This window comes from Francisella-like endosymbiont, from assembly GCF_003069505.1.
GTDB lineage: Bacteria > Pseudomonadota > Gammaproteobacteria > Francisellales > Francisellaceae > Francisella.
The window spans coordinates 459,087-474,217 of record NZ_QAPC01000001.1 but is presented as its reverse complement, the minus strand read 5'-3'; the positions used below and the strand labels follow the sequence as shown (position 1 = coordinate 474,217).

The following is a 15,131-nucleotide window of genomic DNA, read 5'->3' as shown; positions in this document are numbered from 1 at the left end:
ACTCCAGAAAATCCTATGCTACCATTTCGATTCAGCTTAGTTACTAATAGGTTGACAAAGATAGTTTTTCCCAAAAATTATATAACACAGTCAGATTAGCCATATATACTATGATTTTTTTATTTCTAAGATAATGCAGAAGTCAAAAGTGGTGATATCACTAATATAATTCCAACAAAAATAACAAAATAAATGCTTTTAGTGCGGTATCTCTCTAGTTGTGGTATTTTAAAAACAATATACGATGGTACTAAACAGCCTAATATACCAAATACAGGACCAGATAAAGGCACTAGTTTATATACTGGTGCATCAAAAACTATTGAAAGCCATGTTAGTAGAAAAATTATAACTACTACAAGTGTATTTAAGCTTAAGATATGATTAGTATCATCTTTTAGACCTAGTCTTGTTGCAGTTTTTCTCAATAATCCTTTTAGGGATTCTTCCATACCTGCTAAAACACTCAAAAACGAAGTGAAAATAGCACACAAACTAATAATAATTCCACATATATACAACACACCATTGGATAAGCCTTGTTTTTCTAAGAGTATAAATGCTGATTGATTATTTTGTGTAGCTTCTAACGCATCTGCTCTTGGAATAACTAATGAAAATGAAAGAATATAAAAGCCAATAATAACAATTAAGATAACAAATGCTAAAGTCATTGTCCTAACAGTCTTAGCTAAGACAAAGTTTTTGTCTTTTTTACGATAATGCAACCTATAGCCTATTACCATAGGACTTAATGACTGAATAAATAAAATCGATGTCGAAGAAAATGGTAGCATTATAATAATTTTAGCGATAAACTCGCCACTATCAACAGGTAACTGTAAAACATTATTAAATGACCATAGCGGAATTAAAAAAACCGATGCCAAAATAATTGCCACAATCAAAACAACTACTAAAAAAGTTGATACTCTGACAAAAAGCTTTTGACTTTTCATACCTATGAAAATTAGTGCTATCATCAAAATCGCGCTGTACAAAGCGTTATACTCAATATGTGGATTAACAGTAAGTTTAAACATATATAAGTAAGCTGCTAGAGACTTTGCTACAACTTCAGCATAGATTACAGTCCATGTTAGCATCATTAATAGATACAATGCCCCTAAAAAAGTCGTCCACTTACCACCTAATAGCTCAGCAACAGTTTCCTTATATGGCGTTGGCTCTTTAGCGACAAATAAAGTCTGTATATACAGCTTCTGAAAAAGATAAATACCTGGATATGCTATAAGTATCGATACTACAAAGACTGCAAAGCCAACTACACCAACACTTATCGGCACCAAAACTATTCCAGCACCAACAGCCATCCCAATACTGACAACTAGCCAACCAAAATCAAAGCTATCAAAATTATGTAAACTCTTCATCTAAAAATAATATACACAAATATAGCTTATATTTTAGCCTTTTTAAGGCTAATTAAAAACATCTGAATAACACAACAATTTCAATTTATACTAAAGTTAAAAAAACAACCGATCAATCATCATAGCTTAGACATACTAATAATTTACAAAATCAAACTTCGTTGATTCGATTAGTTTTTATGTCTAAATCCTATCTTGTTTAATGTTTAACCCAAACTAGTTTATCAGTATCGTAACCTAAAGCTTTTGCTCGGTTGATAAAGTCATCTTTCATATTTTATGGCACTGTTTGTGTTCGAGAAGTAGCCATAAATAATCTTTATCAGCACCGGCCACATAGGCATATTTATAATTATAATCAAACTTAAATACCACATACGCACTATAATAGAAAGGTCCAAAGAAAGATACTTTAAGGTAGCCAATATTTTTATTTTCAACAAATTTAGCAACCCTTGTAGCATAGCTTCTCTTACCAGTTAATAATGTGATACAACTATTTACTACCTTTATAGTTCCATCCAGGTTTAAACTATACTCAGCATAGACATTTGTCATACCCTTTTCAAAACTATTATCAAACCTTGCTATCTAATACCATTTACCAAGATATTTATTAGCTTGAAAGTTTTTGACAGGTATTATATTTGCTGGTTTGGTTACACAATCTGACAGCAATATTAGTGCTGTTGTTAGCATTACTACAGCTAACTTTTTCACAATTAAACCTCTTTTGATTTTTTATGTGCTAAACAGTATAGTATATGATATATAATAATAGTTAAAAGTTTTAATATTATGGAATTAAGTTATTTTGATCTACTACAAAAAAATGATCTCACTGCCTACAAAATTTTTATCATAACAGGTGACGAGCCTCTGCAAAAATATAATACTATTGAAAAAATAATTAATCAGTTTAAAGCCAAAAGTTATGAAATCAGCTATCATGATTTAAGTGAACAAAACATAGATGTTTTGTATAACGAAGTTGATAGTCTTAGCTTGTTTACAATCGATAGATTTATCCAATTTAATTTTGATAAACCCCCACAAAAAAAACTCCAACAAGCATTGGTTGATAAGCTTATAAATAATGATGGTAATGTTTACCTGCTTGTTTTCAATAGTATGAAAAAGCAAAACACCACAGCAAAATGGTTTCAAAGCTTAGAACATAAAGCTATTCATATTCGTATTTTTCAACCAAGTTTAGATAATGCCATAAGTATTATAAATTATGAAACACAACAGCTTGGCTTAAGCCTTACAAAAGAGGCAACACAACTCTTAATACTAAAGACCGAGGGTAACTTGATAGCAACAAAACAAATCATAAAACTACTCTCGCGCCAAGATAGTCAACTCTTTGATGAAAATACAATTCGTCCTTTTCTTCATGAGCATGCCAGTTTTGATGTATTTGATCTTTCTGAAGCAATTCTCTCTCAACATAAAAGCAAAGCACTAAGGATACTTAATAGCATCCTAAACGAAAATGACAAGCCACCTCTTGTACTCTGGGCTCTAAAAAGAGAATTAAGAATACTCTCTCAACTTAAGAACACTCCAGTAACTTATCATCAAAAGATATTTAAAGATAATAATATCTGGCTAGCTAAACAGAAGTTTTATACTAGTTTAACAAATAAGCTTAGTTCTAAAAAAATTTCAGCAGGACTGGAAAAATGTCTTGATACTGATCTATGTATAAAAGGTGCGAGAAAAGGCAATATCCAACTTAAGCTTAATGAAATTGTTTTTGATACTTTCTAAAATACCTTAAGAATTTTTCTAAATTTTAGTTGCAACTGTGATAGCAGCATTTACTTTTTTTAGACAATTGATATCATTGAACAGAATTAACCAATGTTAAGGAATATAGTAAAGATATGAAAGTAATAACTGCGGAATACATATGGGTTGATGGTTCAGATCTTGTGCCTCATCTTAGATCTAAAGCAAGAGTTTTACCATTAAAAGAATTTGAGAATCCAGATGACTTCCCAGAATGGAGTTTTGATGGTTCTTCAACAAACCAAGCTACAGGAGATAATTCAGATTGTATTCTTAAACCTGTTAACTTTGTAATTGATCCACTAAGAGACTATGGTTATTTAGTGTTATGTGAGGTTTATAACCCTGATGGACAAACTCAACACACGTCAAATAATCGTGCCAAGCTAAGAGCCCTTTTAGATAGTGCTGAAAATCATCAGATGTGGACAGGTTTTGAGCAAGAATATACAATGTTCAAAGATGGTCGTCCATTAGGCTGGCCGACTACTGGTTTCCCAGAGCCTCAAGGACCTTACTACTGTAGTGCTGGCGCAAACAAAGCTTTTGGTCGTGACTTAGTTGAGGCTCATATGCAGGCATGCCTAGAAGCAGGAATTTTATTCTATGGTATAAATGCCGAAGTTATGCCAGGGCAATGGGAGTTTCAAATTGGTTATAGAGGTGTAGATGGTGAGGATGCTGGTATACTAAATGTTGCAGACCATACTCACATTGCTAGATGGTTATTAGAGAGACTCGGCGAAGAATATGGTATTACCATTTCATTTGATAATAAGCCTATTAAAGGCGATTGGAATGGTGCTGGACTTCATACAAACTTCTCAACGAAGAAAACCAGAGATCCTCAAGAGGGTATAAAAGCTATTAAATATATAGTTAAAAACCTAGAGAAAAATCATAGTATCGATATCAAAAATTATGGTTTTAATCTTCATGAGCGCTTAACTGGCCTTCATGAGACATGTGATATTAACACTTTCAAAGTTGGTTATGCTGATAGAGGATCTTCTATTAGAATCCCCAGACCAGTAGCCTTAAAAGGTTATGGCTACCTTGAAGATAGAAGACCAGGAGCAAACTCAGATCCATATTTAGTGGCTATAGCTCTTGCAACAGCTACTATTAGTTAAGCAGATCTTGTTTATATGTTAATCTTCTTTTTTTCTGTAAAATAACTCAATATTATTTTTTGTTAAAAACTATATCTATCTATGAAAACAATAATGATTAAAACTACATCTAGCGGCGAAGATTATTATATCTGTGATAAAGATAACTTTATGACAAAAACAGATATTCTTGATATCTTAGTTTAGTCAGGTATTAGCAATAATCATCCTCGCATCACTAAATTAATTAGCAAATTAGATAAGATCTCTAATATTGATAAGATTGATTTTGATACATTTCAAGAAATTACCTTTAAAACCATAGGTCTTATTGAAAAAGCTGTTAATAAAGGCTTTATAATTTCTAATTATAAGGATTTTAAAAAAGAAATCGAAGCCATATATAACGAAACTAAAAAAATGAAACTGGTAGAAACGCAAACTATATTCCTCAACTAGTAAGGGTTGATCCTAATCTTTTTGCTGTGGCTTTTTGTAGTGTCGATGGTCAAATGATTACCTTAGGAAATTATCTATAATCATACTGTGTACAGTCGACTACAAAAACTATTACATACCGTATAGCTACTGAAGAAAATGGCGAAGATAAAGTTCACCAACATGTTCGCAGAAAACCAAGTGGTATTACTTTTAATGCTATAGCATTAAACAAGTACGACCTGCCTCACATAACCCGATGATAAACTCTTGTGATATCATGATGTGCCCACTGATCAAACCAGAGTGGAATCTTGCTGATAGATTTGAATACACTACTAATGTTTGGCAAGATCTAGCAGGTGACGAACCTATCGGCTTTGATAACGCTGTATATTACTCCGAAAAAGAAACTGAAGATAGAAATTATGCTCTAGCTCATTTTATGAAAGAAGTAGGTGTTTTTCCAAAGGGCACAAATATCCACACTGCATTGGATTTCTACTTCCAAACTTGTTCTATCCAAGCTAACACAAAAAAAATGGCAAAAATTATGGCATCTATAGCTAATGGTGGTATATGCCCTTTTACTAGCAAAAAAATATTTTTACCAACAACGATTCATAACTGCTTATCAATGATGTATTCCTGTGGCATATATTATTTCTCTGGTGAGTATGCTTTCTCTGTTGGCTTACCAGCAAAATCTGGAGTCTCTGGGGCTATAGCTATTCCAAATGTTGGTAGTGTTGCAATTTTTTCTCATCGCCTTGACCATAATCATAACTCTGTAAGAGGTGTTGAATTTAGTAAAAGATTAGTAGAGAAGTTTAGTTTCCATAACTATGAGCATATAACTCATTGTGACAAAATAAATCCAATTGAGAAGAGAATGGCTGTTGAGTCAAACTTAACATTTGAACTAATTTGGGCAGCAAGTGCTGGTGATTTATCAGAAATAAAAAGAGTCGTTGTCTTAGGTGTCAATATTAACAAAGGTGATTATGATAAAAGAACAGTACTTCACCTAGCTGCTGCTGAAGGCCATGAAGATATTGTTAAGTATCTTATCCTCAAAGGTGTTAATGTTAATACTACAGACAGATGGGGTAAAAAACCAATAGATGATGCTATAATTAATAATAATACTTCTATAATTGAAGTGTCAGACATAGCCTAAAATTATGCTCAATTTAATATTCATATACTTAGCATATGTCTTAGCTATTACTTCTGTTTTATAACTATGGACAAGATTTAAGACTTTTGGGTATATCACAGTTATAGCTTCTCTAATTCTTACATTAGTAGGAGGGATAGTAAGTTTAATTAGGCTTTTAGTAATTACTATAGTAATTATTTTTATCCGTTTAAGCTTTTATTTCAAAAAAAGGCTTTAGTTTATTTTTCTTTAATATTACTATAGTGATTCTATTTATTAACTACATGCATTTTCCCCCGGTTTCAATAATATATGTATAATTAAAAACATCCAAATTTCAAAAGATACTATTCTTTTTAGCCTATATTTAAACTAAAACTCTATTATACCAACATATTTTTTATTATTTTTTTCATCATAAATTAGGCTTTTGAAAAGTTTAAGCAAACTATTACCAGTTATAAAATCAGGGTTTTTATGGCTTAATAGGAGTATTCATCATAATTCCTATAAGCTACCTATTTGACTTCAAAAAAATTGATTTTAAACTAACGTACTATACTTTAATATTTATTTTTGTAAATTTGATATTTACATGTCTATTTGAGGAAATCTTCTGGAGAGGCTTTATTCAATCAAGACTCCAAAAATATTTTAATCCAATTATAGCAGTAATAATCACATCATTCGCATTTGCATTTATTCATATCACATTTGCAGGAATTCATTTTGCAGTACTAGCATTTATAGCTAGCCTTATATATGGCACTTTATATTCTAAGACAAAAAAGATTGAAGTAAATATTATTTGTCATTATCTCGTCAATATAGGTCAGTTTATATTCTTTACTTACCCCATATTAGTTAAAGCTTATCCGTTATAATACTTAGAGATTTTTTATGAGGAAATATATTATTGCTTTTAATTTTTAATTCATATATCTTTATTAATTAAGTAATTTTTGTAAACTCAATAAGGATCAACGCATAACTAAATTTATAAACAAAATATTATCAATAATTGAGATGTTTATCTTTGGTATCCGTTGGATTCAGGCACCAATTTATCTGCTTTTATCACTAATTTTATTTGGTTTTATATACGAGATATATTATGAACTACATCACTTATTTACCTCTTTTAAAAGCTTTAACGAAGATCAGTTAATAATTCTTGCTTTGACTCTCTGTGATGTTGTATTAGTTGCTAATCTTGTAGTAATAGTAGTAATTAGTGGTTATGAAAACTTTGTAAGCAAGATGAATCTAGATAAAAAAAGTGGTGGCCAACCAGTCTGGATCAAAAAGCTCTCACCTAATGCTGTTAAGTTAAAGATCGCCGGTTCAATTATTGGTATATCTTCTATTTCTTTACTAAAAAAATTCTTGAAGTTTCTCAGACAACTGATAGAGATTTAATGTGGTCAGCTGTTATCCATATTGTCTTTGTGGTTTCTGCACTACTAATTGCTTTTGCTTCATATATTGAAGGTAAATCCCATAAAGCTAGTTACGATGACGATCGTTAGTAATAATTATTATTTCTTAATAGCAACTGCAGTTGGAAACATCTTCTGGCTATCATAGATAATTTCTTTAATATTAAAACTTAAAACCTCAATCTGAAAGTATCTGATAAAACTCATCTTGTGAATGGGTTTTTATCTAAGTTACATTTAGTATATCTCTAAAAACTTCTTTACCAAACTTTGCATTTTCAGAACTTTTAATATTCACTTTATCTAAATAAGCTATAAAGCTACAAATAAGCGTTCCTCCTAGTTTTAGAAAGTCACTTAAAATCTGAAAAATTTTTTGTACCTTTTCATTAGTTTTAAGATAATATTAAGACCATTACTAACTATTGCATCATAACAATTCTCAATTTTTAAGTTAAAAACACTTCAATAATATATTTAACATTCCCAAGTTTTGATAATCCACTTTTTTCTGCACAGCTTGCATCAAGATCATAAGCATCGATTTGAAAATTTTTTAGATAAGATCAGCTCTTCTGAAAATTCTGGTAAAAACCTGCAGGAACAGATAAAATTTTTGCATTATCAACTAATTCTAATATTTTTTGTCTAAATATTTGGTATCTTTCTTGAATAGCATTAAATATAGGTGGTGTAGTTATAAGTTTAGTCTCAAAATCATTACTATAACCACCTTTATTCTAGGTAATCGCTCTGCTTGTTTATATGTTTGATAAACCCTGCATAGTCAATCTCATGACCATCAACTATTTGTTTATAGCTTGGCCTGACAAATTTTTGTATGTACTCTAAAGGGTCAATTTCAGGAGTATAGATATTTTCAAACAATGATTTAAGAAAGTTTTTTAGCATTTAATTCACTCTGGCTTCATATGCGGGAATAAAATCACATCTCTAATAGATTGTGAATTCGTTAAATACATCACAAGTCTATCAATACCGACTCCTTGACCTGCTGTAGGAGGCATACCATACTCTAGAGCACGGATATAATCTTTATCATACGGCATTGCCTCATCATCACCAGAGGCAGCTGCTTCAACTTGTTTTCTGAAGCGCTCTGCTTGATCCTCAGCATCATTAAGCTCAGAAAAACCATTTGCAATTTCACGCGCTCCAACAAAGAACTCAAATCTATCTGTAAATTCCAGATTACCATCTTGCCTACGCGCTAGTGGTGAAACTACTGCTGGATAATCTGTGATAAATGTTGGCTGAATGAGCTTATGTTCAACAGTTTCTTCAAATATCTCATTTATCAAGTGTCCAAGCTCATGGTAAGCCTCGACTTTTATTTTTAGTTTCTCAGCAATCTTTTTAGCTGATTCAAAAGTTGCTAAATCTTCTTTGGTAATATCATCATTATATTTAACAATTGAATTAACCATTGAGATACGCTCGTACTTACCACCAAAGTTGATTTTATACTCTCCATACTCAAGTACTTCACTACCAATAACTTCTTGTACAAGCTTAGAAAGCATATCTTCTGTTAGATCCATAAGATCGTTATAATCAGCGTACGCCATATAGAACTCTAGCATTGTAAATTCTGGATTATGGCGCGAAGATACCCCTTCGTTTCTAAAATTACGATTTATCTCATAAACACGCTCAAAATCACCAACAACTAGTCTTTTTAGATAAAGTTCTGGAGCAATACGCAAATACAATGGCATATCTAAAGCATTGTGATGTGTCTTAAATGGCTTAGCAGTAGCACCACCTTGTAAAACATGCATCATTGGCGTCTCTACCTCCATGAAATCTAATTTATCAAAATATTTACGAATAAAACTTACAACTTTTGAACGCACCTTAAAAACTTCACGCGATTTTTCATTCGTAATTAAATCAACATATCTCTGGCGGTATCTCATCTTTTGATATGCTAAACCATGAAATTTATCTGGTAGCGGGCGAATCGCCTTCGTTAAGATCTCGAAATGACTTGCTTTTACAGAAAGCTCACCAGTATTTGTCTTAAACATAGTTCCTGAAATACCTACAATATCACCTAAATCACATAGATTTTTGAAAGTTTCATATTGCCCTTCTGGTAAGTCACTCTTTTTTAGATAAATTTGGATTCTACTAGTGTAATCTTGTAGTGTTATAAAAGATGCCTTACCCATGACACGGCGTAGAACTACTCTACCTGTTAGACTATACTGTTGTTTGTTATCTAGCTCTTCTAATTCTTGCTTAGTCTTATCAGCATAGCGAGCTTGTAACTCTGTAGCAACAGCATTTCTTCGGAAACTATTTGGATGGCTTATGCCATTATTTTGCTGAGCTAAAGTTTTTAGCTTTTCTTTTCTCAAGGCGATTTGTAAGCTTTCTTGCAGCTCTGTTACATGCTCTTTCACAAGTGCTACAACTTGTTCTTTAACCTGCTCATTTATCTCGCTTACTTCGCCTAAAAACTTACTAATTTGCTCTCTAATCTTGTCTCTAACAGCATCTTTAACTGTTATATCATTAGCATCTAAATATTCTTTTATCGCTGTTTTTATCGAATCTTTTAATTTACTACTCATCTTTATATCCTATATTTTTTGCACTTTTGCGGTTAGCTTTTGCTAATGATAATGAAAAGTATCTACAACTGTTTGAGCTTACGCGAGTTTTGTAGATACAATTATCATGCAAATAAGCGATAGCAAGTGCTAGGCAGTTTTGCATACTTTTCCGATATGAAAAAACCATGTCGCTAAAACTTACTAGTAAGTAGCGAAACCTTCTTTTTATAAAACCTATTTTAACCCACTTTTCAAGCTAGCCTCAATAAACTTATCCAAATCACCATTTAATACTGCTTGAGTATTGGTGTTTTCCACTCCTGTTCTTAGATCTTTAATACGGGACTGATCAAGCACATACGAACGAATTTGATTACTCCAACCAATATCAGCCTTTGAGTCTTCAAGAGCATTCTTTTTAGCATTACGCTTTTGTAGTTCCATCTCATATAGCTTTGACTTAAGCTGTTTCATCGCGTTATCTCTGTTTTTATGCTGTGACCTATCGCTTTGACTTTGCACCACAATATTTGTTGGAATATGCGTTATTCTCACAGCTGAATCAGTTTTGTTGACATGCTGACCACCCGCCCCTGATGCGCGATAGGTATCAACTCGTAAATCAGCAGGATTTATTTCAATATTAATATCATCATCAACCTCAGGTGAGATAAACACCGATGCAAAAGATGTATGACGCTTACTGTTTGAGTCAAAAGGTGATTTGCGCACTAACCTATGAATACCAGTTTCGGTACGCAGCCAACCATAAGCATATTCACCCTCTATTTTTAGCGTACATCCTTTTATACCTGCAACATCTCCATCTGAGACATTATCAACACTTACCTTAAAACCATGACTATCTGCCCAACGCATATACATCCGCATTAGCATCTCTGCCCAATCTTGTGCTTCTGTACCTCCAGAACCTGACTGAATATCCAAGAATGCGTTATTAGCATCCATTTTATCTGAAAACATGCGACGAAACTCAAGCTTCTCAATTTCACTAGCCACATCTTGTGTATCTCGAGCAATTTCTTGTATTAGTAACTCATCCTGCTCTGCCAATTCTAAAAGCTCGCTAAGAGTTTCCAATGTCTCTGAAATATACTCATAACTATTTACAACATTTTCTAGTTCAACTTTTTGTCTACCTAAACTTTGTGCATACTCTGGATTGTCCCAAATAGAGCCATCTTCTAGTTCCATTAGGACTTCTGTTAACTTTTCTTTCTTAGCATCATAGTCAAAGGTAGTCATGTAAAGATTTAATACGGGCCATTAGATCTTTTAACACAAGTTTATAACTTATAGATTCCATTTTTTGAGATTTTCTAAATGTAATAATTTGTATATAAATTCTATATTTTTACGCTAAATTTTGCAAATAGAGACTATTCAAACGTTATCTAAATACCCTCTTATTATTTTAGTCTAATTCTGTTATCATTTATCATAGGATTTTCTAATAAATTAATTTGTAAATGTCATATCAAGCATTAGCAAGGAAATATCGTCCACAGTCATTTTCAGAAGTTGCTGGACAACAGCATACTCTTAATAGTTTAGTACATGTTCTAGAAACTCAAAAAGTCCACCATGCTTATCTATTTACAGGTACTCGTGGAGTTGGTAAGACAACACTTGGTAGACTCTTGGCAAAATGTCTAAACTGTAAAACTGGTGTTACTGCTGAGCCTTGCAACAAATGTGAAAACTGTGTAGCAATCAATAATAATAGCTTTATAGATTTGATTGAGATTGATGCTGCTTCACGCACAGGTGTTGAAGAGACAAAAGAGATATTGGATAATATTCAATATATGCCATCACAAGGGCGATATAAAGTCTATCTAATTGATGAGGTACATATGCTATCTAAGCAAAGCTTCAATGCTTTGCTAAAGACCCTTGAAGAGCCACCAGAGTATGTTAAATTTATCTTAGCAACTACAGATTATCATAAAATCCCTGTTACGATACTATCCAGATGTATACAACTTCATCTTAAACATATCTCACAGGCTGATATCAAGGATCAACTAAAAATAGTCCTAGCTAAAGAGAATATAAATTCAGATGAGCAGTCACTTGAGTATATAGCTTATCATGCTAAAGGAAGCTTAAGAGATGCCTTAAGTTTACTTGATCAGGCTATTAGCTTTTGTAGTGGTGAACTTAAGCATGCTCAAATTAAGCAAATGCTTGGAATTATCGATAGTGAAGAAATATATAGTATTATCAATGCGATTATTGATAATGATCCAAGTACTATACTTCCAACAGTCAAAAATTTAGCACTTACACAAAGTAGTGCCGATGCTGTACTAGATAAAATCGCCGAAATTTGGTTCGCTTGCTGTATCTATAGCTTTACACAGTCATTAGATGCTATTAATGATATTGATGTTGATATAATCAATAATATTTTGGCGAAAATATCAATCGAGCAATCACACTTTTTGTATCAACTCACAATAACTGCCAAAAAAGATATTGCTTTAGCACCAAATTTCGAAACTGGTGTAACTATGGCTATACTGAGACTTATAGCGTTTCAAAAAAAAAACCTAACTGATAAAGCCCAAACCTCTAAGACAGATGCTAACGCAATAACTGCTAGAAATAATATAAGCTTGCTTAAAAATACATTTAAGCCAGAACAAACTAAACAAATTGTAAAATCAGTTGTAACACAAAATAATAATTCAACAGTTACTGAGAACACTCAAGAACAGTCATTAGACAGAAAATGGTTTAATCTCCTTAATAGAATAAAACTAAAAGGCTTCACAAAAACACTAGCTTTTAATAGTCATCTTATCAGTGACAATGGTGAAACATTTGAAATTCAACTTAATGAAGATGCTAAAAAAATTCTTGAGTTTGATCCTCAGAGTATAGTCAAACTTCAAGCAAGTATTGGTAAGTATCTTAATAATGCTAGTTTCAGGTTAGATATAAAAAATCTATCAACGAATAAAATCTCTGCTAGTCAAAAATCACCTTCTGAGATTAAGCGTGAAAATGCTATAAATAAAATCCATAACGATGAAAATACAAAACTTATTAAACAAGCTCTAGCAATCGATATAAAAGAACAAAATATAATTTTAACAGATTAAGATTAAGACAAAACTAAATATATTCCCACACACCTTTATCAGCAAAGATAGTATGTAGAAGCTTGTTATTAAGAGTATGACCTGACTTAAAACAGTTGAAATGACCTAATATATAACCACCAACATAGAAATCACCAATCGCATCTAGAAGCTTATGTCTGACAAACTCATCATCATAACGCAAACCACATTCGTTAAGGACACCTTCATTAGTAATACCAACAGCATTATCTAACGATGCTCCTTTAGCAAGATTGTTTTGATGTAAGTAGGCAAGCTGCTCATAGAAACCAAATGTTCTAGCCTTTGAAACCATATTAATATACTCATCAAGATCATACTTAAAAACTATGTGATCATTTGTTGCCGCAATTACAGGGTGATTCCAGTGAATCTTAAACTCATATTTTAATGTATCACTGGGTAAAACCTCAGCAAACTTATCCTCATACTCAACTCTTACAGGTTTTAAGATTTTTATACCTTTTCTAGCAGAATTTTGTTCAACAATACCAGCCTCTTTTAATAACTGTGTAAACTCATAAGAGCTACCATCCATTACTGGTAATTCTGGAGCATTAACCTCAATCAATACATTATCAACTTCAAACATAGCAAATGCAGACATCAAATGCTCAATTGTTGATACTGATAGATTTTGATCACCATCTTTTGTTAAAAGAGTACACATTATAGCTTCTTTAAGACTAGATGGAGAAACTTTGATATCAACAACTGGGGTTAAATCAGCACGACGAAACACTATACCACTATCAACACCAGCTGGCTTAACAGTCATAGAAACATCTACACCAGAATGCAAACCAACACCTATTACAGAAAATTCTTTTGCTATAGTCTTTTGTTTCATTATTCTCTCTTAATTTTTGTTTTTTATTATCTTCTTCTTAAGAAACTAGGAATATCTAATTTATTTACATCATCAGAATCAGTTTTTGGAGTATTACTAGCACCAGTAACAATCTCAGTCTCTTTTCTTAAGAAAGGTGCAGATGTTTTATTTGAAAAGCTTGAAGCACCTTGTTGCTGGCTAGATGTCTTCTCTACACCAAAGCCTCTTTTCATTGCAACTTTCTCTATACCAGTAACAACAACTGTCACTTTCATAGAATCAGTCATATCTGGATCGATAACTGTACCAGCTATCACGATAGCCTCGTCAGAGATGAAAGATCTAATCACTTCACCAACTTCTTCAAACTCACCGATAGACATATCCATACCAGCTGTAATATTTACAATTACACCTTTAGCACCGTCAAGATTAATATCTTCTAAAAGTGGGCTTGAGATAGCAGCTTCTGCAGCTTCTCTAGCTCTATTTTCGCCAATAGCTTCGCCCATACCCATCATTGCTAGACCCATATTAGTCATAACTGCTCTAACATCAGCAAAGTCAACATTGATAAGACCAGGTTGAGTGATAAGCTCGGATACACCTTTTACAGCGTTACCTAAAACATCATTTGCCGCATTAAACGCATCTATTAGCGATGCACCCTTACCAAGCACACTTAGAAGTTTTTCATTTGGCACAGTAATTATCGAATCAACATGCTTTATCAGCTCATCTATACCTTGCTCAGCTGCTTTCATTCTTCTTGGTCCTTCAAAAGGGAAAGGCTTAGTAACTACAGCTACAGTAAGTATGCCCATTTCTTTTGCTACTTCTGCAACTACAGGTGCTCCACCTGTACCTGTACCACCACCCATACCAACAGTGATGAAAACCATATCAGCACCTTCTAAAAGTTGCTCAATTTTTGCTCTATCTTCAGTTGCTGCTCTCTTACCAATCTCTGGGTTAGCACCAGCACCTAAACCTTTTGTTAGGTTTGTACCGATTTGTAATATATTTTGAACTTTTGATTTTGATAATGCCTGACCATCTGTATTCAGGGCAAAAAACTCAACATCAGAAACCTCTTCACACATATGCTGTACAGCATTACCACCACCGCCACCAACACCAACAACTTTAATTATAGCATTTGAAACCATTGAATCGTTAAAATCAAACATATTTTACTCCTTTACTTTAGATTCACCATTTTA

The 15,131-nt window shown here is 32.6% G+C and carries 9 protein-coding genes and 4 pseudogenes; 6 read left to right on the top strand and 7 right to left on the bottom strand.

Features of this window, described 5'->3' with window-relative positions; translation table 11 throughout:
- Positions 1-125 precede the first annotated feature (125 nt).
- Both C9379_RS02675 and C9379_RS02670 read right to left on the bottom strand, forming a co-directional pair.
- Positions 126-1,394: an aromatic amino acid transport family protein gene (locus C9379_RS02675; protein WP_143384818.1), complete on the bottom strand. Its 1,269-nt coding sequence runs from the start codon at positions 1,392-1,394 to the stop codon at positions 126-128.
- A 199-nt stretch (positions 1,395-1,593) separates the two neighbouring features.
- Positions 1,594-2,114 (bottom strand): annotated as a pseudogene (locus C9379_RS02670) (lipocalin family protein).
- A 78-nt stretch (positions 2,115-2,192) separates the two neighbouring features.
- Between C9379_RS02670 and holA the strand changes: the two are divergent.
- The 5 genes and pseudogenes from holA (at position 2,193) to C9379_RS02645 (ending at position 7,432) form a co-directional block, all read left to right on the top strand.
- The gene (holA, locus tag C9379_RS02665; RefSeq protein ID WP_143384817.1) at positions 2,193-3,170 is read left to right on the top strand and encodes a DNA polymerase III subunit delta; all 978 of its coding nucleotides are present in this window, start codon (positions 2,193-2,195) and stop codon (positions 3,168-3,170) included.
- 116 nt (positions 3,171-3,286) lie between these two features.
- Positions 3,287-4,324, top strand: a complete 1,038-nt coding sequence (locus C9379_RS02660; protein WP_143384816.1) for a glutamine synthetase beta-grasp domain-containing protein — start codon at positions 3,287-3,289, stop codon at positions 4,322-4,324.
- 81 nt (positions 4,325-4,405) lie between these two features.
- Positions 4,406-5,921 (top strand): annotated as a pseudogene (gene glsA / locus C9379_RS02655) (glutaminase A).
- A 4-nt stretch (positions 5,922-5,925) separates the two neighbouring features.
- Positions 5,926-6,787, top strand: a pseudogene (locus tag C9379_RS02650) (CPBP family intramembrane glutamic endopeptidase).
- 103 nt (positions 6,788-6,890) lie between these two features.
- Positions 6,891-7,432: pseudogene (locus C9379_RS02645) on the top strand (TIGR00645 family protein).
- Between the two features lie 645 nt (positions 7,433-8,077).
- Here the strand turns inward: C9379_RS02645 and C9379_RS02640 are convergent.
- From C9379_RS02640 to prfB, 3 genes are all read right to left on the bottom strand, one after another.
- Positions 8,078-8,254 carry a hypothetical protein gene (locus C9379_RS02640; protein WP_318263319.1) on the bottom strand — a complete coding sequence of 59 codons (177 nt, stop codon included), beginning with the start codon at positions 8,252-8,254 and terminating at the stop codon, positions 8,078-8,080.
- Positions 8,255-8,259: 5 nt separating this feature from the next.
- Entirely contained in the window at positions 8,260-9,942 is a 1,683-nt protein-coding gene (gene lysS / locus C9379_RS02635) for a lysine--tRNA ligase (protein WP_143384815.1), read from the bottom strand.
- 216 nt (positions 9,943-10,158) lie between these two features.
- Positions 10,159-11,251 (bottom strand): peptide chain release factor 2 gene (prfB, locus tag C9379_RS02630; RefSeq protein ID WP_343377509.1). Its coding sequence is split into 2 segments (ribosomal slippage): positions 10,159-11,178 and positions 11,180-11,251, totalling 1,092 coding nucleotides; the frame shifts between segments, so codons are not numbered across the junction.
- Between the two features lie 163 nt (positions 11,252-11,414).
- Between prfB and dnaX the strand changes: the two genes are divergently transcribed.
- Positions 11,415-13,055 (top strand): DNA polymerase III subunit gamma/tau, encoded by a 1,641-nt coding sequence (dnaX, locus tag C9379_RS02625; RefSeq protein WP_143384813.1) that lies wholly within the window; start codon positions 11,415-11,417, stop codon positions 13,053-13,055.
- Between the two features lie 13 nt (positions 13,056-13,068).
- Here dnaX and lpxC read toward each other — a convergent pair whose 3' ends face one another.
- Entirely contained in the window at positions 13,069-13,929 is an 861-nt protein-coding gene (lpxC, locus tag C9379_RS02620; RefSeq protein WP_143384812.1) for a UDP-3-O-acyl-N-acetylglucosamine deacetylase, read from the bottom strand.
- A gap of 23 nt (positions 13,930-13,952) precedes the next feature.
- Positions 13,953-15,098, bottom strand: a complete 1,146-nt coding sequence (ftsZ, locus tag C9379_RS02615; RefSeq protein ID WP_143384811.1) for a cell division protein FtsZ — start codon at positions 15,096-15,098, stop codon at positions 13,953-13,955.
- Positions 15,099-15,131: the final 33 nt, after the last annotated feature.

Bases quoted from the DNA above. Each gene is read 5' to 3' on its own strand.
- C9379_RS02640 (WP_318263319.1), bottom strand. From the start codon at position 8,254: ATGCTAAAAAACTTTCTTAAATCATTGTTTGAAAATATCTATACTCCT.
- dnaX (WP_143384813.1), top strand. From the start codon at position 11,415: ATGTCATATCAAGCATTAGCAAGGAAATATCGTCCACAGTCATTTTCA.
- C9379_RS02675 (WP_143384818.1), bottom strand. From the start codon at position 1,394: ATGAAGAGTTTACATAATTTTGATAGCTTTGATTTTGGTTGGCTAGTT.
- ftsZ (WP_143384811.1), bottom strand. From the start codon at position 15,098: ATGTTTGATTTTAACGATTCAATGGTTTCAAATGCTATAATTAAAGTT.
- holA (WP_143384817.1), top strand. From the start codon at position 2,193: ATGGAATTAAGTTATTTTGATCTACTACAAAAAAATGATCTCACTGCC.
- lysS (WP_143384815.1), bottom strand. From the start codon at position 9,942: ATGAGTAGTAAATTAAAAGATTCGATAAAAACAGCGATAAAAGAATAT.
- C9379_RS02660 (WP_143384816.1), top strand. From the start codon at position 3,287: ATGAAAGTAATAACTGCGGAATACATATGGGTTGATGGTTCAGATCTT.